A 21,149-nucleotide genomic window follows, 5' to 3' on the forward strand; every position below is an offset into this window, starting at 1 on the left:
TCACGTGAGCGGGGTGCGGTTCACGCGAGCCTGGGTGCGGTCTGCATGACCGGTCTGCGAGAACCGGAAACGGGTACCTGAGCCGCCGCGAGCCGATGCTTCCGCGGAGCGTCATCCGCAGAGTGCATATGCCGAAATTTCTGGCGCGGAGCGCCGGATGTGGAGGTGGGGGCGGCTCTGCGCCTGCTTCGCTGCTCTGCTGTGGGAAAGCCCACACGTCGGGCCGGGAATATTCCCGATTGGCCCTGAGCTGCACCTGTTCATGGAGTGGGGTGCGCTCGTCGGGATTGCTGTGCTTTCGCTCGGGATGGTGTTGACTCCCGGGCCGAACATGATCTATCTGGCCTCGCGGGCGATCTCCCAAGGTCGTAAGGCCGGGCTGGTCTCGCTCATGGGGACGTTCGTCGGGTTCGTCGTCTACCTGATCGCCACCTGTCTCGGGCTGACCGCGATCTTCGCGCTGGTCCCGGCGGCCTACACCGCGATCAAGCTCGCCGGTGCGGCGTATCTGCTCTGGCTCGCCTGGAAGATCGTCAAGCCCGGTGGCCAGGCCGTCTTCGCGACCAAAGAGCTGCCGCAGGACTCCAACGGCCGCCTGTTCGTCATGGGCATGGTCACGAACCTGCTCAATCCGAAGGTCGCGATCCTCTACATGTCGCTGCTGCCGCAGTTCATCGACCCCTCGCACGGCCATGTGATCCTGCAGAGTTTCGCGCTGGGGAGCGTACAGATCAGCATCAGCATCCTCGTCAACGCGGTGATCATCATGGGCGCGGGCGGGCTGGCCGCCTACCTCTCGACCCGGCCGACCGCCGTCAAGATCCAGCGCTATGTGACCGGGACCGTTCTGGGGGCCTTCGCGGTGCATCTGGCCGCCGACCGGTCCAAGGCCGTGCTCGCGACGCCGTAGTGGAAGGATGGCGCGCATGGCTGTAGCGCAGGTGACGTACGACGACGTGCTCGCCGCCCGGGAACTGCTCAAAGGCGTGATCGCCCATACGCCGATGGTGCACTCGCGGGTGCTGTCCGAGACGATCGGCGGGCCCGTCTACCTGAAGGCCGAGAACCTCCAGCGGGCCGGGTCGTTCAAGGTGCGCGGCGCCTACGTGCGGATCGCGCGGCTGACCGAGGAGGAGCGGGCCCGAGGGGTCGTCGCGGCCAGCGCGGGCAACCACGCGCAGGGGGTCGCCTTCGGGTCGGGGCTGCTGGGCGCCAAGTCGACCGTCTTCATGCCCGAGGGCGCGCCGCTGCCCAAGATCGAGGCCACCCGGGGTTACGGCGCCGAGGTCATCTTCGCCGGTCACACCGTCGACCACGCGCTCCACGCCGCCAAGCACCACGCCGAGGAGACCGGCGCGGTCTTCATCCACCCCTTCGACCACCCCGACGTCATCGCCGGTCAGGCCACGATCGGGCTGGAGATCATCGAACAGCTCCCCGAGACGGGCACCATCGTGGTCGCCATCGGCGGCGGGGGCCTCGCGGCGGGTGTGGCCCTGGCGGCCAAGCATCTCCGTCCGGGTGTACGTGTGGTCGGCGTCCAGGCCGAACGCGCCGCCGCCTATCCCGAGTCGCTCGCGGCGGGCCACCCGGTGATGGTCGAACCCCAGTTCACGATGGCCGACGGGATCGCCGTCGGCCGCCCCGGTGACCTGCCGTTCGAGATGATCCACTACCTGGTCGACCAGGTGGTGACCGTCTCGGAGGAGTCGCTGTCGCGCGCCCTGCTGCTCTGCCTCGAACGCGGCAAGATGGTCGTCGAACCGGCGGGCGTCGCCGGGGTGGCGGCCCTGCTCGACAAGCCCCACGCCTTCGAACCCCCGGTCGTGGCGGTGCTGTCGGGCGGCAACATCGACCCGCTGCTGCTGGCCCGCGTCCTCCGCCACGGCCTCGCCGCCGCCGGCCGCTACCTGGCCTTCCGCATCCGCCTGCCCGACCGGCCTGGCGCGCTGGCCGCGCTGCTCCGCCGCCTGGCGGAACTGCGGGCCAACATCCTCGACGTCGTCCACGAACGCGTCGGCGCCCGCCTCCACCTCGACGAGGCCGAGGTGCTGCTCCAGCTAGAGACCCGCGGCCCCGACCACTGCGACGACCTGCTGGCCGCCCTGCGGCGCGACGGCTACAAACTGATCTTCTCCTGAACGGCGGCGGAGCCGTCCTGGCCCGGGTGCTGCGACAGGCTCCCAACCCCGCGTCTGCGAGCGCCACCATGCCGCGTGGCGAGAAGGGCGCTAGAGCTCCTAACAAAATGAAGCCATCTGAACCCGGTGCCGGTGCGGCGAGATGCATCACCTGCAGAGGCGGTGCTTGGCAACGGCGAGTTGTCGGGCACCGGAGCCATTTTGTTAGGAGCTCTTAGATCAACCGGTCTCAGCGCCGGTGCGGCGAGGTGCGTCACCTGCATGGTCGGCGCAAGACAACGGAGAGCAGCCCTATTGTCGGGGTCATTTTGTAGGACCTCTTAGCTCAGTGTCTGCGGGCGGCCCTTGGTGAAGAGCCAGGCGTCGAACAGGTCGCCCAGCTTCTGGCCCGAGGTCTTCTCGGCCAGGGCGATGAACTGGTCGGTCGTGGCGTTGCCGTGGAGGTGGTCGGTGGCCCACTGGCGGATCACCTTGAAGAACACGTCGTTGCCCAGGCGGGCGCGCAGGGCGTGGAGGGCCATCGCGCCCCGGGTGTAGACCGAGTTGTTGAACAAGTCGTTCTTCTGGGCGATGCCCGGCGGGTAGTTCCACATCGGGTCGCTGCTGTTGAGGTAGTGGCGGTCGAAGATCTGCTGGACGGTGCTCTGGCCCTGGTGCTCGCTCCACAGCCACTCGGCGTAGGTCGCGAAGCCCTCGTTGAGCCAGAGGTCCTTCCAGCGGGAGATGCTCACGCTGTCGCCGAACCACTGGTGGGCCAGCTCGTGGGAGATGATCCCCTCGTCGGGCTCGAAGCCGCCGTAGATCGGCTTGGTCTGGTTCTCCAGGGCGTAGCCGGAGGCGAAGTCGTCGATGATGCCGCCGGTCGACTTGAAGGGGTAGGGCCCGAAGACCGACACCCAATAGTCGGTGATCCGGGCCGAGATGTCGTAGAGCCGCTCCAGCTGTGACCGGTAGCGGGGATCGACGGCGGCGTAGACGGGGATGCCGCCCTCGGAGTTGCCCGTCTTCACGAGGAAGTCGCCCGTGGTCATGGTCGCCAGGTAGCTGACCATCGGGTGGGTCTCGCGCCAGACGAACGTGGTCTTCCCGCCCCCCGAGGTCGGCTCACCGGCCAGCTCGCCGTTGGCGATGGCGGTCACGCCCTCGGGGACGGTCAGGTGGAAGTCGTAGGTCGCCTTGTCGGCCGGGTGGTCGTTGGCCGGGAACCAGGTCTTCGCGCCGTTGGGCTCCGACGTGACGAACGAGCCGTCTTTGGTCGGGATGAAGCCGTAGGTGCCCAGGTTGGACGAGTCGCGCACCGGCTTGGGTTCGCCCTGGTAGGTCACCACCGTGCGGAACGGGGTGCCGTTCGGCAGGTTCGCGGTGACGGTCAGTTCGTCGCCCGAGCGGGTGAACGCCGCCGGACGGCCGCCCACGGTCACCGAGCTCACCGTGAAGGCGTGGAGGTCGAGGTTGAAGCTCGACAGGTGCTGGGTCGCGGTGGCGTCGATCGTCGCGGTTCCGGCCAGGTTGCGGGACTGCGGGTCGTAGCCGAGCGCCAGGGTGTAGTGGCCGACGTCGTAGCCGCCGTTGCCGTCGGCGGGGAAGTCGGGGTCACCGATCCCGGCCGCCCCGGCGGTGCCGGAACGCACCGTTCCCTGGTCGGACGCCCCCGACGGCGAACAACCCGCCAGTGTGATCACGACGAGCGCGCCTGAGAGCGCTCTGGCCAAAAGCCGCATGGGTGCCCCTCCCCGAACCGACCCTGCCGGGACACCTTATGCGAGCTCGCGGACACCCTCAGGCATCGACGACCAGGGTTGATGCCGCTTTGTCGTGCAGTGCCTGCTTTCTGCGGTCGAACAAAATCCAGACGAGGTCGATGAAGCCGAGGCAGCAGGTGGCGGTGAGAACGACGTACACGATCGCTCTGACCGCGGCCTGGCCGACGCCGATGCGCGCGCCGTTCTCGCGGACGACGTGCATGTGGAAGATCTTCTTGCCGGGCGTCTGGCCGTTCCAGTAGGCGTGGAAGAGCCAGTAGTAGAGGAACCCGATGAGGAAGCCCCAGAACCAGTGGGTGACCTGCTCGGTGTGCCACACGCCGGTGCGCTCGTCGTACACCTCCGCCCACGTGTCGTACGTGAACGGGGTCGAGAGGATGCCGACGATGATCGCGTCCACGATGCCGGCGAAGAGTCGCCGCCACCGGCCCGCGAGGGGTTGGCCGGCCGGTGGCGGCGCGCCGGGGCCGGGCGTCCCGTAAGGGGGGCGCCCGCCCGGCGCGGGCGGCGGTGTCCAGGGCTGGGACGGGTCCTGGCCCGGGAGATCACCCGGCGGCGGAGTCGGAGAAGCCATACCGGGAGTGATCACCCGCCGCGGACCAGGACAAATCCGCCGCAAAGTAAAGGAAGGGATCTACAGGTTGCCGCGGAGCTCCTGCTCGCGCTCGATCGCCTCGAACAGGGCCTTGAAGTTGCCCTTGCCGAAGCCGAGCGAGCCGTGCCGCTCGATGAGCTCGAAGAACACCGTCGGACGGTCCTGCACGGTCTTGGTGAAGATCTGCAGCAGATAGCCGTCTTCGTCGCGGTCGACCAGGATGCGGCGCTTCTTCAGCTCCTCGACCGGGACGCGCACGTTGCCGATGCGCTCACGCAGTTCGGGGTCGTCGTAGTAGGAGTCGGGCGTGGCCAGGAACTCCACCCCGGCGGCGCGCATGCGGTCGACGGTGTCGAGGATGTCGTTGGTGGCCAGCGCGATGTGCTGCACGCCGGGGCCGCCGTAGAACTCCAGGTACTCGTCGATCTGCGACTTCTTCTTGCCGGCCGCGGGCTCGTTCAGCGGGAACTTGACCTTGCGGGTGCCGTCGGCCACGACCTTGGACATCAGCGCCGAATACTCGGTCGCGATGTCGTCGCCGATGAACTCGGCCATCCGGGTGAAGCCCATGACCCGCTCGTAGAACTCGACCCATTCCTCCATGCGCTCGACGTTGCCGACGCAGTGGTCGACCGCCTGGAACATCCGCTTGCCGGGTTCCACGATGGGCTTGGCCTCGACGTATCCGGGCAGGTAGACGCCGTTGTAGTTCGACCGGTCGACCAGGGTGTGGCGGGTCTCGCCGTAGGTGGCGATGGCCGCGAGCACCACCTTGCCGTGGTCGTCCTCCATCACGTACGGCTCCGCGATGCCGGTGGCGCCCTGGGCCAGCGCGTGCCGGTAGGCCGCCTCGACGTCGGGCACCTCGATGGCCAGGTCGATCACGCCGTCGCTGTGCGCGGCCACATGGCGGGCCAGATCGGAGTCGGGCCTGATCGCGCCACGCAACTCGAACCGGGCACCGCCCGACTTGAGCACATAGGCGACCTCGTCGCGGCTCCCGGTTTCAGGACCCTTGTACGCGATCAGGGTCATCCCGTAAGCCGTCGAGTAATAGTGGGCGGCCTGCTTCGCGTTGCCTACCGCGAACACGACCGCGTCCATGCCGTGGACAGGGAACACGTCATCGCTCATGGGGCCACTCTGTTGCTCGGTGTCCAGTCTGTGCAACCGTGTCCGAAAACAGTGGACAATGTGTCTAGCGGAAGACGTACCGGGAAGAGAAAAGTTGTGAGCGTTGACCAGCTTGATATCCGGCTTGTGGCATTGCTGAATGAGGAGCCCAGAATCGGGGTACTCGAGTGCAGCCGCCGCCTCAACGTCGCGCGCGGCACCGTCCAGGCCCGGCTCGACCGGCTGGTCGCGCGGGGTGTGATCATCGGGTTCGGCCCCGAGATCGACCCGGCCGCCCTCGGCTACGACGTGACCGCCTTCGTCACCCTCCAGATCCGGCAGATGTCCGGCCACGAACCGCTGGCCGACCGGCTCGGCCGGATCCCCGAGGTGCTGGAAGTGCACACGATCACCGGCAGCGGCGACATGCTGTGCCGTATCGTCGCCCGGAGCAACGCCGACCTCCAGCGGGTCATCGACCTGATCGTCGACCTCCACGGGGTCATGCGCACCGAATCGGTGATCGCTCTGGACACACCCGTCCCTTACCGCACACTTCCGCTGGTCAGGGCGGCACAGCGCTAAGTGCACGGAGCATCACGACGTATCGTTTACGGTGATGGTTCATCGTCGGCCGGGGGGTGCGCGTGGGGATCGGCAGGAGAATCGCGGGGTTGTGGCCCCGACGGAGGTTCCTGCGCATCGCCCTGATCGGCTTCGGCGTCGCCGCCGTGGCCATGATCGGTGGATTCGCGGTGATCTGGGTGCTCACCCCCATCCCCGACACGACGCAAGAGGGCGCCACCGCCCAGGGCTCGGTCTACTACTACCGCGACGGCAAGACGGTGCTGGCCAGCCAGGGCGTCGACCGCAAGGCCGTGCCGCTGTCGGCGGTGCCGAAAGCGGTCAGAGAGGCCGTCATCGCCGCGGAGAACCGCACCTTCTACCAAGACCAGGGCATCTCTCTTTCCGGTACGGCCAGAGCGATGTGGTCGACGCTCACGGGCAACCAGATCCAGGGCGGCTCGACGATCACCCAGCAGTTGGTGCGCAACTACTACAGCGGCCTGAGCCAGGAACGGTCCATCGGCCGGAAACTCAGGGAGATCATGATCTCCCTGAAAGTGGATCGCTCCAAGTCGAAAGACTGGGTGCTGGAGCAGTACCTCAACACGATCTACTTCGGCCGGGGTGCCCACGGCATCCAGGCCGCCGCCCAGGCCTACTTCCGGGTCGACGTCGGCAAGCTCACCCCCGCGCAGGGCGCCTACCTGGCCGCGGTGATCCAGCAGCCGTCCAACTTCGCCAACCCGACCGGCGCGATGCTCACCGCCGCCCAGACCCGCTGGAAGTCGGTCGTCGACGGCATGGTCAAGACCAACGCCGTCACCGCCGGGCAGGCCGCCCAGATGACCTTCCCCAAGCTGGAGAAGCAGAAGAAGCCGCTGTCGCTGTCCGGCCAGAACGGCTACATGGTCGCCCAGGTGTCCCACGAGCTCAACCGCCTGGGCTACACCGACGAAGACATCTCCCAGGGCGGCCTCAAGGTCACCACCACCTTCGACAAGAAGCTGATGACCGCCGCCTCCGACGCGGTGACCGAGGTGCTCCCCGAGGGCACCCCGAAGAAGGTCCGCGCGGGCCTGGCCGCCGTCGACCCCGGCAACGGCGAGGTGGTCGCCTTCTACGGCGGCCGCAACTGGTCGGAGAGCGAGTGGAACAGCGCCTTCGACGCGAAGGTCCAGGCCGGCTCGACCTTCAAGGCCTACGCCTTGGCCGCCGCCCTGCAAGACGGCCTGCCGCTGACCGACCGCTTCTACGGCAACTCGCCTCTGTACGTGAACGGCGCCAGCATCCCCAACTCGGGAGGCTCGTCCTACGGGTCGGTCAACCTGGTGCAGGCCACGCAGTATTCGGTCAACACCGCGTTCGTCGACCTCGGCCAGAAGATCGGCCTCGACAAGATCGCCGCAGCCGCCGAGGCGGCCGGGATCCCCTCGGTCCAGCTCGCCCCGCACAAGAAGGCCGCCACCTTCCCGCTGGGCGTGGCGTCGGTCAGCGCCGTGCAGCAGGCCGGGGCCTACGCCACGTTCGCGTCCGGCGGCGTGCACCACGCCCCCCACGTGATCAGGTCGGTGACCGACGCGTCCGGCAAGACCCGCAAGACCGACACCACCGGCCGCCGCGTCTTCACCGAAGACACCGCCGCCGACGCCACCTACGCCATGGAGCAGGTCGTCACGGCCGGCACCGGCACCGGCGCCCGCCTCTACGACCGCCCGGTGGCCGGCAAGACCGGCACGACCGACGCCTCGGCCGCCGTCTGGTTCAACGGCTTCACCCCGCAGCTGTCGGTGGCCGTCGACATGTTCCGCGACGACAACCTGCCGGTGACCATCCCCGGCTACGGCGAGCTCTACGGAGGAACGCTCCCGGCCCAGATCTGGAAGGCCTTCATGACGACCGCAATGGAGGGCAAGCCGGTCAAGGAGTTCCCCGACCCGGTGACCTACTACCGCTGGGACAACGACTACTACCGCCCCACCGACGACGAAGAACGCACCTTCGACTCCGAACAGCCCAGCCCCGACCCGGCCCAGACCCCACCGGGCGGCGAAGAGGGCAACACCCCACCGCCGGGCGACGACGGCAGCCAGCCCGAGACGACCCCGCCCCCGTCCGACGGAGGCGGCCCGAACGACGAGCCCCCGGTGACCGAACAGCCCAACGAACAACCGCCGGACAGTCCCAGCGACACCGGCGGGCCGCCGGACATCCCGGTAGGAACTCGCTAACCGGCCGGTCGGGGCTGCGGGCTTCGCCGACCAGGTTCGCCGGGATCGGCATCCGCCCTGGTGAAGCCCACTTCGACCCATCAACAACGGTCGGTGTGGGCTCACCGTGATCCCTCCGAAGAGGTCGGGATCCCGCTATCCGGCCAGTTCGGCCCGCAGGTCGGCCGGGGTGGTGACCGGGAGGCGGCAGGCGAAATTGCGGCAGACGTACGCCGCCGGTTCGCCGTTGACGAGGCCGCGTTCCGCCATGAGCGGGACGTCGCCCTCGCCCAGGGCGATGACCATGCCCGGGGCGCCGGACATGAGGGCGGCGCGGTGGAGCGCCTTGGTGCGGTCGTCGGAGGGGGCGCCGGTGATGGCGACCTCGATCGGCCCGGCCAGTGCCGCCGTCGCGACGGCCAGGCCCCAGCCGGCGAAGCGGGCGTAACGGTCGGCCAGGGTGGAGACCGGGCCCAGCGCGCCTTCGGCCGCCTCGCGGTGGCGGGCCGAACCCGAGAGGGCGGCGTAGGACAGCAGGGCTCCGGCCGCCGCGAACTGGCCTGACGGGGTGGCGTTGTCGGTCGGGTCCTGGGGCCGCTGGAAGAGGCGTTCGCCGTCGTCGGCGGTGTCGAAGAAGCCGCCCTCGCCGTCGGGGAACCGGTCGAGCAGGGTGTCGAGCAGGGCTCCGGCGCGGGTGTACCAGTGCTGGTCGCCGGTGATGCCGTAGAGGGTGAGGAACCCCTCGGCGACGTCGGCGTAGTCTTCGAGCACTCCGGCGTTGGCCCCCGCGTGGCCGTCGCGGGAGGTCCTGACCAGGCGGCCGTCGGTGATGTGGACCGCGTCGAGGAGCTCCGCCGCCTTGGTCGCCGCGTCGACCAGCGCCGGGCGGTCGAGCAGGGCGCCGGTCTCGGCGAGGGCGGCGATGGCCAGCCCGTTCCACGCCGCGACCACCTTGTCGTCGCGGCCGGGCCGGACCCGCAGTTCTCTCGCCGTCCGAAGGCGAGAACGGACCGACTCGTAGCGGTCCCGGTCGTCGGGGTCGTCGAGGAGCTGGAGGACCGAGGTGCCGTGTTCGAACGTGCCGGTGACCTCGAACAGCTCCGCCGCCCAGGCGGCGTCGGCCTGGCCGAGGACCTCCTGGAGCTGGTCGGGCGTCCAGACGTAGAAGCGCCCTTCCTCACCCTCGCTGTCGGCGTCGAGTGCCGAGGCGAAACCGCCCTCGGGGGTGCGGAGCTCGGCGATCATCCACTCGGCGGTTTCGAGGGCGATGCGCTTGGCCAATGGGGAGCCGGTGTCGCGCCACCAGTGGGCGTAGACGCGCAGCAGCAGCGCGTTGTCGTAGAGCATCTTCTCGAAGTGGGGGACGATCCAGGAGTCGTCGACGCTGTAGCGGGCGAACCCGCCCGCGAGCTGGTCGTAGAGGCCGCCTCTGGCCATCGACTCCAGGGTCTTGTCCGCCATGGTGCGGGCGTGCGGAGTGCGTACACGCAGGAGGAACTCGAGCACCATCGACGGCGGGAACTTCGGCGCGGACCCGAACCCGCCCCGCTCCTCGTCGAACGTCTCCTGGAGGCTGGCGACCGCCGCCTCCAGCGTCTCCTTCGTCGGCAGGGGACCGGAGGGGAGCGCGGCGCGCTCGTTGAGCGCCTCGACGACCTTGGACCCCTGGTCGAGCACAGCCGCGCGATCGGTGGTCCAGGCCTCATGGACGCCCATGAGCAGGCGCTGGAACCCCTGGCGGGGGAAGTAGGTGCCCGCGTAGAAGGGGTGGCCGTCGGGGGTGGCGAAGACGGTCATCGGCCAGCCGCCCTGCCCGGTCATGGCCTGCGTGGCGGCCATGTAGACGGCGTCGACGTCGGGCCGTTCCTCGCGATCGACCTTGATGTTGACGAAACGGGCGTTCATGATCGCGGCGGTGCCCTTGTCCTCGAAGGACTCGTGGGCCATGACGTGACACCAGTGGCAGGCGGAGTAGCCGACGGAGATCAGGAGGGGGACGTCACGCCGCCGCGCCTCGGCGAAGGCGTCGTCACCCCACTCGAACCAGTCGACGGGATTGTCGGCATGCTGCAACAGGTAGGGACTCGTGGCCCCGGCCAGCCGGTTCATACGGCCAAGCCTAGGTGAGCAACTCCGACAGCTCCGCCCGCCGTAGGCCGTTGAGGGGAGCCCGGGTCAGCAGGGCCCGCTCGGCCCGGTCGAGCGTGGACTTCGGCCGCCGCCAGCTCACCGGCGCGACATGGGCGATCTCCGCAGACGGGGTGGCCTGCGCGAGGTTGCCGTCTTTGAAGAAACGCGCCCGCGCCCGGGGGACGAACGTGAAGAAGAGCCCCATGGCGATCAGGACGACCAGCATGAGGTTGATCGAGGTGCGCTGCCCGACCGACTGGGCCAGCACCCCGCCGACCAGGGGTCCGATGGCGACGGCGCCGAAGCCGAACAGCCGGGTGACCCCGACGACCCGGCCCAGCTTCTCGGGCGCGACGTAGAGGCCGCTGAACTCGCGGATGGTGACGTTGCTCCGCCCGCCCGCCAGACCCATGATCAGCAGCGCGACCAGGAACGCCCACGGCTGCTGGTTGAGGGCCAGCACGACCATCGCCGCGACCCACATCCACAGATGCACCAGCAGCATCGAGATCTTCCGGGGCTGCTCACGGTTCGCGTCGAGATGACGGGCCAGGCGGCGAGAGGGCTCGGTGGCGGCGGAGCCGAGGAGACCGCCCACCCCGGTGGCCGCCATGATCACGCCGACGATGAAGGCCGAGTCGTTCCTGTCGGAGTTGGCCAGGAAGATGATCAGAACCGCGCTGCAGACGATGTTGGTCACCGTGGTCAGCAGCGTCGCGGCGACCAGGTAGCGCAGCCGCCGCAGCTCCCTGACGCCTTCTCTGGTCTCGGCGAAGATGCTCCGGCGTGGCGGCTTTGGCCAGCGCGTGATCACCCTCTTCCTGGCCAGGCCGACCGCGACGAGCGAGACGAAGCAGAGCAGGAAGTTGACGATGAACGGGCCGATGATCGTGGCGCCGAAGAGCGCTCCGGCCATCGGCCGGCCGACCATCACGGCGAGGTGCGCGGCGCCTTCGCTGCGGGCCACCGCTTTGGTGAGCGCGGCCTCGCCGTGCACCAGTTGTGGTATTCGGGTGGTTTCCGATACCGCATAAAAAACGGACAGAGTGCCTTCGATTGCAGCAACCAGCACTAGATGATGAAATTCAAGGGCATCAAGGCCGAGCGCTATGAATGTCACGGTGATGAGGGCAAATCTCAGCGCCTCGCTTATCACCATGATGCGGCGGTGGTCCCATCGGTCGACAATCGCGCCCGCGGGCAAATGGAACAGAAGATTGGGTAGCAACCACGCGAAGCTCACCCAAGCCACCGAAACCGGCGAATGTCCCATCTGGAGCGCCAGGAGGGGGTACGCCACGCCGACCATCTGGATGCCGAAGGTCGCGGACGCGGAGCCGAGCCATGTGTAGGTGAAGACCTGGGGGAGGGCCCGCGGCTTCTCGCCCGTCACCGTGATCGCGGGAGGTTTCGGCCGCTCACGGGGACTCGTGGGCGCCGGCTTCGGCGAGGGACTCCCATGTACCAGGCGGCGCGCACCGTCTTCCTCCGTTTTTCGATCTACGGAGTCAGATGCCCGAGGGTCTCGTAGGGAAGACGTCCCTTGCCCAATCGTGTCCAACACTTGAGGAAGCGAACCCTGCCCGTTTTGTCCTACCGCAAGGCGGGAGTGATCAGAGGCTGTAGAGCATATCCCGGGCTCGCATAAAGGCGTGGGGGAACAACTGCGGATCGGTTGCGTCTATCGCTTGCCGGGCGCGTTCGGACATTTGTGTCTCATCGCCCATCAGTCTCGCGACTTCGGCCGCGGCGAGGAGGGCCGGCCCATTGTTCGGGCCGGTCGCGACGGCGATCTCGGCTTCTTTCCTGGCATCCGCGAAGCGCTCGAGACCGGCGAAGGCGACCGCTCTCGCCGCTCGGATGGCCGGATTCTCCAGCAGGAGAGGGCGGATTTCGGTCGCGCGATCAAGGTCGTCAAGTGCTGACCGATAATCCCTTTTCTCGGCTCGGAGCTGACCTCGCCCGGCCAGCGCCGCCGCGTCTCCGGGGCTGACCGCGATGACCGACGTGAAGAGGGCGATGGCCGAATTGAGCTGACCGTCGGCCCAGAATGCCTCGGCGAGATCCCGCTTGAGGGAGGGCTGGCTGGGGTGGCGGGCCATGGCCGACTGCAACTCGGTGATCGCGGAGCCGAAGTCGCGGGCCTTGATGAGGATGCGGGCCACCGCCGACAGCAGCCGGGCCACCGCCGTGGGCACCTGGAGGCGTTCGAAGACCATGGCCGCCTGGCGGAACCGGGACAGCGCGGTCTCGCTGTCGTCTTGGTACAGCGCCAGGTTGCCGAGCAGGGACAGGGCCTCGGCCCGCACCCGCAGGGCGTTGCCGTCGGGGTTCTCGCTGGTGGCCCTGAGCGCGTCGTTGGCGTGCCGCTCGGCCGGTACGAACTCGCCGGTGGCCAGGGCGGTCTCGGCGGCGGCGAGGTAGTCGGCCGCCGTGGGGGCCGCCGGGCGGCGGGGTTCCTCGGTCTCCTCGGCGTCGAGGTGCGGGGAGGAGTCGAAGAGGCGGCGGATCGGGTCGATCAGGCGGTCGTGCTGGAGTTCGTACCAGCGGGAGCCATGGCGGTCCTCACCACGCAGGATGCGGCGGTGCTCCAGGGCGCGGGGGATGTCGTTGGGCATGCCCGCGGTCTCGTTGGTGCCCTCGTAGGCCATGCCGCGGGTGCCGTGTTCGGTGACGAACTTCTCGTAGACCCACTTGCGCAGGACGTCTTCGGGAACCCCGAAGTCGTCGGCGACCGAAGTGATCATCCGCAGGCAGAACGTGGTGAGGGCCTCCTGGACGTCGCCGAAATCGCGGAGGTGGTCGAGGGTGATCTCGTCGGCGTCCGGCGGCAGCCGGTCCCAGAGCTGGGTGCAGACCACCTGGATCTGCCACGGCTCGACGTCGTCGAGCACGATCAACCGGCGCTGGTGGAGCTTGTCGGTCACCTCGACGGTCCGCAGTTCGCGGACCAGGGTCTCGGCGACGTGGGGGGCGAAGCGGCGTTCGGTCGCGTCGACCGGATCTCGCACCGCGTGCAGCGCGTCGTCGGCACTCAGCGGGGACAGCCGTACCCGGGCCCGGGAGTGACCGGCGATGTCGGGCTCCCGGGGCAGTAACTCCGCGATGGCGTCTTCGCGGATCGAGACCAGGAGCCGCAGGTGCGGGATCTCCTTGGTCGCGTCGCCGAGTTGCCGCAGAAACGCCTCGCGATGAATGCGCCACGGGGGCGGTGAGTTGAGCACCTCTTCAAACTGATCGATCGCCGCGAAAATGGGGACGTCGTCTCCGAAACGGTCGGTCCGTTTCGGCCTATTGTGCAGGAACTGGGCGACCGTCAGATCGGCCAGCCGGGCCGGCGAGTCGGCCGGCGACCACGACGACAGCAGGCAGAAGGTGTAGGGATTGTGGTCGGACGGCGTGGGGAAAGGCCCGCCCGCCGAGGCCCGGCCCACCGGCAGCACGTCGAGTTTCTCGTCATAGAGCAACGGCACCGCACCGGCATGGAGTAAGGACGATTTCCCGATGCCGGACGGCCCGTAAAGCACCACCAGGCGATTGCTCCGCCACAGGTCGGTGAGGTCGCGAGACTCCTGGGACCGGCCGAAGAAAAGATCGCGATCACGGTTCTCGAATGCGCGGAGCCCGACGTATGGGTTGTCCCTTACCGGTGTCATGCGCTCCACCCCATACGGGCGCCCAATTCACGGCAGAAGTCATCGACTTTACCCCAGTATACGGTGATGTTCCATCGCTTGAAGAACTCGTTCAGATATTCTTCGGCGATTGCCTCCTTACCCGGCTGAACGCTGGGAGGGGCGAGTTGAATACTGATGTGCCGTCTGCGCTGCAACGATGAGACGGTCTCCAGCAATCCCTGGAACAAGACGGCGAAGGTCCAGTCTTGAAGGCTGTATCCGATGAACAGCAACGGCCGCTCGGTCAGTGGCACGAGCAACGGCCGGGGAATGAGCGCGTGGTCGGAGCTCGCGTGGTCTTTGGTCAGCGTGATCAGGAACTGGATGTAGTCGCTGCGGCTGAGCACGAGCGAGGCGGGGTCGGCCGCCGAGCCGTGGAGGTGGAAGACCGCGGGCCGGTTCGAGGTCGGCCGGGTGCGCGACGCGGGCGCCGGGCCCTGCGAGATCGTGTGCCAGGGGCAGGTGAGCTGGGCCGGTTTCTTGCCGGCGTCGGTGAGGGCGCGCACCATGAAGTCGTCGTAGTTGGTCGTGAAGAAGACCGGCAGGGGAAAGCGGGCCAGCACCCGGTGGGGCTCGAACTGCGACGAGAAATCGGGCAGCTTCTCCTCGCCGTCGTCGTCGAGGAGCAGATCCCGGATGACCTTCTGTTTGACGTAGACCGGGTCGCCGTCCATCGTCACCGCGAAATCCATGACATCGAGCAGCGATTCTTTGTTGGTGAACGGATAGCCGATCATCTCCGCCCACCGGAGGCTCAGCTGGCTGCCGGTCGGGAGCGTGCCTGAACACACTCCCGCGCCGAGGAACGGTATGCAGTCGCCTGACTCGAGGCCGTGGATGAGACGGACCCAGTCGCTTTCCCTCATTGCTTTCCCCACCGTTCCGGATCACCGGTCCCCGGTGGAGAAATCTAACCCCGCAAACCCCGTTCTGCCCAGGAGATCCGGGCTAGATGCTGGCCTGGAACCGGGCCAGCGGGGTGTCGATCTCCCACGCCTCGCGCAGGATCTGGCCGGCTACCTCGGCCAGAATGTGGTGGTCCATGTTCGCGATATCGGCCAGCGTCTTGTCCCCGATATCCAGGAGCTTTGCCTCGCGGTCGGCGCCCATGCGCAGTCCTCCCCGGATCGTCTTCCTCTTTAATAGATGAGAAAGGGCCCGGAGTCCATACTCTACTGTCGGCCCCGAGAGAATTCGGATATCGGTCGGCCGAATCAAATCGGCGCCCCGCCACCTCACTCCTGGTGCGTTAGCATCACAAGGGTATCGCCTAATCACCCGGAGGCGTTTGTGGTCGATTCCGGTGCACCGGCCAATGGCGCGGAGACTTTCGCCGCTCCGGAGGTCTGGGGAAACGTCCCTCAGCGGCTGGCCAACTTCACGGGTCGCACCGAGTTGCTCGACCAACTCCGCAAGCACCTCACCGAACAGAACGACGCGGTCGTGCTGCACGCCCTTCAGGGCACGGGTGGTGTGGGCAAGACGCAGCTCGCGATCGAGTACATCTACCGCCACGCGCGCGACTACCAGGTGATCTGGTGGGTGCCGTGTGAGCAGCAGCCGCTGATGCGAAGCGCGCTGGCCGCCCTGGCGCCGCGCCTGGAGATCACCGGCCTGCCCCCCGACAAGCTCGACGACGCGATCAACGCGGTCCGCGACGCCCTGCGCAGGGGCCGTCCCTACGACCGCTGGCTCCTCGTGTTCGACAACGCCGACCAGCCGGAGGACCTCCGCGAGGTCATCCCCCACGGCAGCGGCCACGTCCTGGTCACCTCGCGCAACAACCGCTGGGTGCAGTACGCCAAGGCGCTCGAGGTCGACGTCTTCCTTCCCGAGGAGAGCCTGGAGTTCCTCCGCCGCCGGGTGCCGGGCCTCACGGCCACCGAGGCCGACATGCTGGCCGGTGAGCTCGGCCACCTGCCGCTGGCGCTGGAGCAGGCGGGCGCCCTGATGTTCGAGACGGCGATGACCGTCGACATCTATCTCGACCGCCTGAAGGAAGAGGCGAGCAAGGTGCTCGCCCAGGGCACCGTGCTCGACTATCCCGTCCCGATGGCCGCCGCGTGGAGCATCTCCCTCGAGCGGGTGCGCCGTCAGATGCCCTCGGCGATGTCCCTGTTGCATCGCATCGCCTACTTCGGGCCCGAGCCCATCTCGCTCGACCTGATCAACGCCGGCCGCCACGTGCTCGGCCCGTCGAACCTGCGCGACACGATCCGCGACCCCTACAAGATGTCCGACGTCGTCCGCGAGATCGGCCGCTACGCCCTGGCCCGCCTTGACAACCTGCGCCGCACCCTCCAGATGCACCGCATCATCCAGACGCTGATCCGGGAGGACCTCGGCGACGAGGAGAAGAACGCCGCCCGGCACGACGTCCACCTCCTGCTGGCCGCCGCCGACCCCGACCGGCCCGACGACATCGAAGTGTGGCCCGTCTACGACGACCTGCTGGCCCACATCGGCCCTTCCTCGATCATCGAGTGCGAAGAGCGCGACGTACGGCGGCTGGTGACCAACATGGGCCGCTTCCTTCTCCTGAAGGGCGACCTGCGGACCGCCGAAGAGTGGCTGAAGCGGGGCGTCGCCGAGTGGACCGAGAAGTTCCCCGCCAACGACCTCTACCTGCTGGTCATGCGGCGGCTTCTCGCCAACTACCTGCTCAGCGTCGGCCAGCTCACCGAGGCCTATGAGCTCGGCGAGGAGACCCTGGCCAAGCTCCGGGCCGAGCACGGCGAAGACCACGACGAGACCCTGCTGATGCTCAACGTGTTCGGCGGCATCCTCCGCGCCCAGGGCAAGTTCCGCAGGGCGCTGGAGTCAGACCAGGACTCGGTGCCCCGCCACCAGCGGGTCTTCAGCAACGAGCACCCCAACACCTTCCGGGCCCGCAACAACCTGGCGATCGACCACGCCCTGGTCGCCAAATACGAAGAGGCGCTGCGCACCGACAACGCCACCTACGAAGACCGGCTGAACTACTACGGCAGCGACACGCACCCGCAGGTGCTGTTCACCCGTAACGCCATCGCCCGCGACCAGCGCCTGCTCGGCCTCTACCACCAGGCCCGGCTGGACGGCGAACGCACCTACCTCGCCTACCAGGACCTCGTGGTCCAGCAGAAGCGGCTCATCCCGAACCACACCGAGGTCCTCCTCCAGGCGCGTGAGCTGTCGGTGGCCCGCCGCAAGGCGGGTGCGTTCACCGCGGCCATCGACCTGGCCCGCGACGTGTTCCACCGCCACCGCGACACCTACGGCCGGGAGAACCCGGGCACCCTGGCCGCGGCCGTCACGCTGTCCAACGCGCTGCGGCTGGTCGGCCAGTACGCCCAGTCGGCCTCGTTCTCCGAGGAGACCGCCCGGCTCTACAAGATCAGCCGAGGTGAGGACTACCCCTTCACGCACGGCTGTGCCCTGAACACCGCGATCGCCCTGCGCCTGATGGGAGAACCGCGCCAGGCCAGAGCGCTCCTCGAAACGGCGCAGAAGGGGCTCACCGCGTCTCTCGGCGAGAACCACCACTACACCCTGACCTGCCTGACCAACCTCGCCAGCGTGCTGTCCGAACTCGACGAGCACAAGGCGGCGCGTCAGATCGGTGAGGAGATCCTCGAACGCTTCCGCGACCGGCTCGGCCCCAACCATCCCCACACGCTGGCCTGCGCGGCCAACCTCGGCGCAGACATGATCGCCTCGGGCGACGCCGCCAAGGGCGAGGCCCTGCGCGCCGACGTCGTCGAACGGTTCGGCCTCACCCTCGGTCTCGACTACCACGACGTGCAGGCGATGGAGGAAGGCCGCCGGATCGACTTCGACTTCGAGCCACCGGTCGTCTAGCCCCGGTCGAACCGCTTCTTGTGGTCGTGGGCCGCTTCGCGGGCACGTTTCGCCGCCGTGTACGGCACCTCGTCGTCACGCCACCCCGCCAGCGTGCTCGCCATGCCCTCGACGAACGCGTCCCCGGCTTCGGTCAGCATCCCGCACGTCCGCAGCGTGTCGATCACCTGGTCAGTCAGCTGGCGCCACCGGGCGTATTCGGCGTGCGCGCGGAGCGCGTCCTGGCCCTGGTCGAGGAACCGCTGCACCCGCCAGAAGGCCGCCACGGCCAGGTGGGCGTAGGCGCCCTGGAGGAGCGCCACCAGCGGGCGCGGGTCCTCGCGCCACGGTGCGTACCAGAGAGGGCGGTCGCCGGCCTCGACCGGCTTGGTGAGCTGGACCAGGTCGAGCAGGGCCCACAGCTTCGCGTGCTGGATCTCGTGGGACATCAGCGAGGCGAGCATCCGGCCGTCGGGCGGCAGCGAGACGGCGAAGGCGCCGAAGGAGTTGCGGCTGGTCGCGCTGGTGGGACGTCCGTAGGGACGGGCCATCGGGACGAACGTCGTGATGCCGCTGACGACCTCGTCGGCGTACCAGGGATGGTGGTCTTTGAGCAGGATCCAGGCGTCGTCGAAGGCCCGCTGCCACTGCCGGATCGAGGCCGGGCGCTGACGGCCGGCCGGCCAGTCCTCCGGCAGCCGGAACGGGTCGACGTCGTCGATCCAGACCTCGAAACGGGTGTCCTGGTAGACGGTCGACAGCCGCCGGAGCGGCAGCCAGCCCTCCGCGAACCGCTCCGGCCGTCTCGGCACGTACGTGGTCATCCCGCCCAGCCGCAGTTCGGCGCCGTCGGCGTGGATGCGTACCGGAACGCTTTCGACCGTGTGCCGGGTGGCGCCGAACAACCGCGCCACCCCGAGTGAGGGCAGCACCATGCGACCGCCGGGCACGGACACGCCGACCTCCGCCGTCACGCCCGCCCGGACCGCCGCCGCCACCGCCATCCCCGGCAGGTAGGCGAACGCCACCGGCCCTCCGGACTTGTTCGGCAGCACCTTCGACAGCATCCGCATCGCCCACGTGCCGACCGAGGGCCAGCGCAGCACCGTCTCGACCGCCTCGGGATGGTCGTGCTGGAGCCCGGCCAGCAGGTCCCACGCCTCGGCGAGTTCCCCGGCCCGCTCGTGGCCCGTTCGCTCGGCGGCGGTCACGACCATGCGGATGAGCAGCAGGTTCTTGCTGTGCTGGGTGTCGGCGAGGAAGCGCATGGCTCGCTGGCCGCCCGCGCCGGTGGCGAGTTCCGTGAAGACGTCACCGGGAAGGGTGTATCGGCGGGTCAACGTCCTGGCCCCCTCAGGAGATGTCGCGCACTAGTCGTGTCCGAACGTGGCCGATGAGCCGGTAGAGGTCGGTGCAGTACACCGACGGGTTGAGATGACCGGTCCCCGGCCGGTATCGATGGGCGTAGAGGCCGCCGCCACACGTGGTGGCGAAGCGGCAGGCGCGGCAGTCGTCCGACAGCCCGGCGAGGCCGAGTTGCCGGGCGGCCACGCCCGGGTGGTGCAGCACGCGGTCGAAGGGGTGGTCGGCGATCCGCAGGCCCGTCGTCGCCGCCCCGGGCGCGACGACCTTGAGGAAGTCCGACTGTTCGATGGTCCCGTCGGTCTCGACGACGACCAGGGTCGAGGGGGTCAGGCCGACGCTCTCGAAGCCCGACCTCCCGCCCAGCAGCAGCCCGAGGATCTCCTGGAAGATCCGGATCCAGGTCGCCGGCCTGCCCGGCCGGTACCAGTGGTCGAAGAGGGTGATCAGCCAGTCGGCGTAGGCCCCGATGCCCGGCGGCGGCTCGGCCCAGGTGCCGTGGGGGAGCAGCATGTCGATGCGGGGCGGCCGGAACTTGGCCAGCGCCTCATAGGTCTCCACGGGGTCGTTGGTCAGGTCGATGGTGCACAGGATGCCGCCGTAGATCGGCGCGAACTCGTCCCGGCCGAGCAGTTCCAGGGCACGGGCCACCGCCGCGTAGGAGCCGCCCCCGCCGGGGGTCAGGCGGTGCCGGTCGTTGGCCTCCTCGCCTCCGTCGAGACTGACCCCGACGCGGATCCCCAGGCCGAGGAAGGTCCGCAGGAAGGGCTCGGTCAGCAGGAGCCCGTTGGTCTGGACGCTGAACGACACCGCGACGTCGGGGGCGCACGCGTCACGTACGGAGGAGACCAGGGCGGTCAGCCGGTCGAGCCCGGCGAGCAGGGGCTCCCCGCCGTGCAGGATCACCTCGACCGACGGGAGGGCGTGGGCCCGCGCGTGCTCGGCGATCCGCGCCGCCGCCGTGGCGACGACCTCGGGCGACATCACCCGGGGCTGACCCTGCCAGCTCTGGTCGGCGAGCGTGTACACATAGCAGTACGTACACGCGAGATTGCATCTGCTGTGTACTTTCAGGATGAACTGCCGGAACGGTTCGGGTCGCCACCCGCCGGCGAGGAGCGCTCGGACGTCGAGCGTGGCCGGCCATTCTGCCTCGGTGCTCACGCTGGGACACTCCCGGACCAGCCTGGCATTCGCTACGACAATCGTAGTTAACCACGAATACGTTCACGCTTATTTCTTTACTGACCATAATTGCTGATTGGGGGCGCATGACGCTCCATCAGATATTCGTCCCGCCAGGCGCCGTCGAGGAAGACATGGCGCCGGGCGATCCCGATCGTCGAGAAACCGTTCTTCTCCAGCACGCGCTTCGACCGGGGATTGTCGACCCGCACCGACGCCTCGATCCGATGTAAGGCCAGTTCGCAGAACGCGATGTCCAGGACGGCACCCAGCGCCGCCGTCGCCACGCCCCGGCTGCCGTCCTTCTCGGCCACCCAGTAGCCCACCCGGGCCGACTGGAGCGCGCCCCGGAGAATGGTGTTGAGCGTGATGAAACCGCAGGGGCGGTCGTCGAGGTAGATCATGGCGGGCCAGCGGTCACCGGCCCGCATAGCGGTGACCATCGCGCGGATGTTGTCGCGCTGACCGGCGACGGTGAAGAAGTCGTCGGTGCGGACCGGCTCGTAGGGGCGCAGGAAGTCGCGGTTCTCCTGATAGACGGTGGCCAGGTCGGCCGCCATGGTCGGCCCTATCGGCCGGATTTCCAGCAT

At 68.4% G+C, this 21,149-nt stretch carries 16 protein-coding genes; 5 read left to right on the top strand and 11 right to left on the bottom strand.

What is annotated here, in order from left to right; genetic code table 11:
* Positions 1 to 307 precede the first annotated feature (307 nt).
* Both ACYQ78_RS21870 and ilvA read left to right on the top strand, forming a co-directional pair.
* The gene (locus tag ACYQ78_RS21870) at positions 308 to 910 is read left to right on the top strand and encodes a LysE family translocator (RefSeq protein WP_459802728.1); all 603 of its coding nucleotides are present in this window, start codon (positions 308 to 310) and stop codon (positions 908 to 910) included.
* Between the two features lie 16 nt (positions 911 to 926).
* Positions 927 to 2,141: a threonine ammonia-lyase gene (gene ilvA / locus ACYQ78_RS21875; protein WP_459802729.1), complete on the top strand. Its 1,215-nt coding sequence runs from the start codon at positions 927 to 929 to the stop codon at positions 2,139 to 2,141.
* A 320-nt stretch (positions 2,142 to 2,461) separates the two neighbouring features.
* On the opposite strand, the gene ACYQ78_RS21880 is transcribed toward ilvA, so the two are convergent.
* Genes ACYQ78_RS21880 through hppD form a run of 3 tightly spaced genes read right to left on the bottom strand, consistent with a single transcriptional unit; the run spans position 2,462 to position 5,633 of the window.
* Entirely contained in the window at positions 2,462 to 3,862 is a 1,401-nt protein-coding gene (locus tag ACYQ78_RS21880) for a M1 family metallopeptidase (protein ID WP_459802730.1), read from the bottom strand.
* Between the two features lie 58 nt (positions 3,863 to 3,920).
* On the bottom strand, positions 3,921 to 4,478 hold the full coding sequence (locus ACYQ78_RS21885) for an RDD family protein (protein WP_459802731.1): 558 nt from the start codon (positions 4,476 to 4,478) through the stop codon (positions 3,921 to 3,923).
* Positions 4,479 to 4,538: 60 nt separating this feature from the next.
* Positions 4,539 to 5,633 carry a 4-hydroxyphenylpyruvate dioxygenase gene (gene hppD, locus ACYQ78_RS21890; RefSeq protein ID WP_459802732.1) on the bottom strand — a complete coding sequence of 365 codons (1,095 nt, stop codon included), beginning with the start codon at positions 5,631 to 5,633 and terminating at the stop codon, positions 4,539 to 4,541.
* Between the two features lie 96 nt (positions 5,634 to 5,729).
* Between hppD and ACYQ78_RS21895 the strand changes: the two genes are divergently transcribed.
* Both ACYQ78_RS21895 and ACYQ78_RS21900 read left to right on the top strand, forming a co-directional pair.
* The gene (locus ACYQ78_RS21895) at positions 5,730 to 6,197 is read left to right on the top strand and encodes an Lrp/AsnC family transcriptional regulator (RefSeq protein WP_061298508.1); all 468 of its coding nucleotides are present in this window, start codon (positions 5,730 to 5,732) and stop codon (positions 6,195 to 6,197) included.
* Positions 6,198 to 6,286: 89 nt separating this feature from the next.
* Positions 6,287 to 8,407 carry a transglycosylase domain-containing protein gene (locus tag ACYQ78_RS21900; protein ID WP_459802733.1) on the top strand — a complete coding sequence of 707 codons (2,121 nt, stop codon included), beginning with the start codon at positions 6,287 to 6,289 and terminating at the stop codon, positions 8,405 to 8,407.
* A gap of 135 nt (positions 8,408 to 8,542) precedes the next feature.
* Here the strand turns inward: ACYQ78_RS21900 and ACYQ78_RS21905 are convergent, their stop codons facing one another.
* From ACYQ78_RS21905 to ACYQ78_RS21925, 5 genes are all read right to left on the bottom strand, one after another.
* Positions 8,543 to 10,495 (bottom strand): thioredoxin domain-containing protein, encoded by a 1,953-nt coding sequence (locus ACYQ78_RS21905; RefSeq protein WP_459802734.1) that lies wholly within the window; start codon positions 10,493 to 10,495, stop codon positions 8,543 to 8,545.
* A gap of 10 nt (positions 10,496 to 10,505) precedes the next feature.
* Positions 10,506 to 11,825, bottom strand: coding sequence for an MFS transporter (locus tag ACYQ78_RS21910; RefSeq protein WP_459802920.1), 1,320 nt, complete (start codon positions 11,823 to 11,825; stop codon positions 10,506 to 10,508).
* 304 nt (positions 11,826 to 12,129) lie between these two features.
* Complete coding sequence (locus ACYQ78_RS21915; RefSeq protein WP_459802735.1) at positions 12,130 to 14,172, bottom strand: tetratricopeptide repeat protein; 2,043 nt, start codon at positions 14,170 to 14,172, stop codon at positions 12,130 to 12,132.
* Positions 14,169 to 15,059: an SIR2 family NAD-dependent protein deacylase gene (locus tag ACYQ78_RS21920; protein ID WP_459802736.1), complete on the bottom strand. Its 891-nt coding sequence runs from the start codon at positions 15,057 to 15,059 to the stop codon at positions 14,169 to 14,171. Before ACYQ78_RS21920 ends, ACYQ78_RS21915 begins: the two co-directional genes overlap by 4 nt.
* 82 nt (positions 15,060 to 15,141) lie before the next feature.
* Positions 15,142 to 15,303, bottom strand: a complete 162-nt coding sequence (locus ACYQ78_RS21925; protein WP_157518850.1) for a hypothetical protein — start codon at positions 15,301 to 15,303, stop codon at positions 15,142 to 15,144.
* A gap of 180 nt (positions 15,304 to 15,483) precedes the next feature.
* Between ACYQ78_RS21925 and fxsT the strand changes: the two genes are divergently transcribed.
* The gene (fxsT, locus tag ACYQ78_RS21930) at positions 15,484 to 18,033 is read left to right on the top strand and encodes an FxSxx-COOH system tetratricopeptide repeat protein (protein ID WP_459802737.1); all 2,550 of its coding nucleotides are present in this window, start codon (positions 15,484 to 15,486) and stop codon (positions 18,031 to 18,033) included.
* Here the strand turns inward: fxsT and ACYQ78_RS21935 are convergent.
* The 3 genes from ACYQ78_RS21935 to ACYQ78_RS21945 form a co-directional block, all read right to left on the bottom strand.
* Positions 18,030 to 19,352 (bottom strand): HEXXH motif domain-containing protein, encoded by a 1,323-nt coding sequence (locus ACYQ78_RS21935; protein WP_459802738.1) that lies wholly within the window; start codon positions 19,350 to 19,352, stop codon positions 18,030 to 18,032. The genes fxsT and ACYQ78_RS21935 overlap by 4 nt on opposite strands.
* A 13-nt stretch (positions 19,353 to 19,365) precedes the next feature.
* Positions 19,366 to 20,538, bottom strand: coding sequence for an FxsB family cyclophane-forming radical SAM/SPASM peptide maturase (locus tag ACYQ78_RS21940; protein ID WP_459802739.1), 1,173 nt, complete (start codon positions 20,536 to 20,538; stop codon positions 19,366 to 19,368).
* Positions 20,539 to 20,615: 77 nt separating this feature from the next.
* Complete coding sequence (locus ACYQ78_RS21945; RefSeq protein ID WP_459802740.1) at positions 20,616 to 21,149, bottom strand: GNAT family N-acetyltransferase; 534 nt, start codon at positions 21,147 to 21,149, stop codon at positions 20,616 to 20,618.

Source organism: Herbidospora sp. RD11066 (genome assembly GCF_054661255.1).

What these genes read in the sequence shown, in the direction of transcription:
- ACYQ78_RS21870 (WP_459802728.1), top strand. Translation starts at nt 308, where the DNA reads ATGGTGTTGACTCCCGGGCCGAACATGATCTATCTGGCCTCGCGGGCG.
- ilvA (WP_459802729.1), top strand. Translation starts at nt 927, where the DNA reads ATGGCTGTAGCGCAGGTGACGTACGACGACGTGCTCGCCGCCCGGGAA.
- ACYQ78_RS21880 (WP_459802730.1), bottom strand. Translation starts at nt 3,862, where the DNA reads ATGCGGCTTTTGGCCAGAGCGCTCTCAGGCGCGCTCGTCGTGATCACA.
- ACYQ78_RS21885 (WP_459802731.1), bottom strand. Translation starts at nt 4,478, where the DNA reads ATGGCTTCTCCGACTCCGCCGCCGGGTGATCTCCCGGGCCAGGACCCG.
- hppD (WP_459802732.1), bottom strand. Translation starts at nt 5,633, where the DNA reads ATGAGCGATGACGTGTTCCCTGTCCACGGCATGGACGCGGTCGTGTTC.
- ACYQ78_RS21905 (WP_459802734.1), bottom strand. Translation starts at nt 10,495, where the DNA reads ATGAACCGGCTGGCCGGGGCCACGAGTCCCTACCTGTTGCAGCATGCC.
- ACYQ78_RS21910 (WP_459802920.1), bottom strand. Translation starts at nt 11,825, where the DNA reads ATGGTCGGCGTGGCGTACCCCCTCCTGGCGCTCCAGATGGGACATTCG.
- ACYQ78_RS21915 (WP_459802735.1), bottom strand. Translation starts at nt 14,172, where the DNA reads ATGACACCGGTAAGGGACAACCCATACGTCGGGCTCCGCGCATTCGAG.
- ACYQ78_RS21920 (WP_459802736.1), bottom strand. Translation starts at nt 15,059, where the DNA reads ATGAGGGAAAGCGACTGGGTCCGTCTCATCCACGGCCTCGAGTCAGGC.
- ACYQ78_RS21925 (WP_157518850.1), bottom strand. Translation starts at nt 15,303, where the DNA reads ATGGGCGCCGACCGCGAGGCAAAGCTCCTGGATATCGGGGACAAGACG.
- ACYQ78_RS21945 (WP_459802740.1), bottom strand. Translation starts at nt 21,149, where the DNA reads ATGCTGGAAATCCGGCCGATAGGGCCGACCATGGCGGCCGACCTGGCC.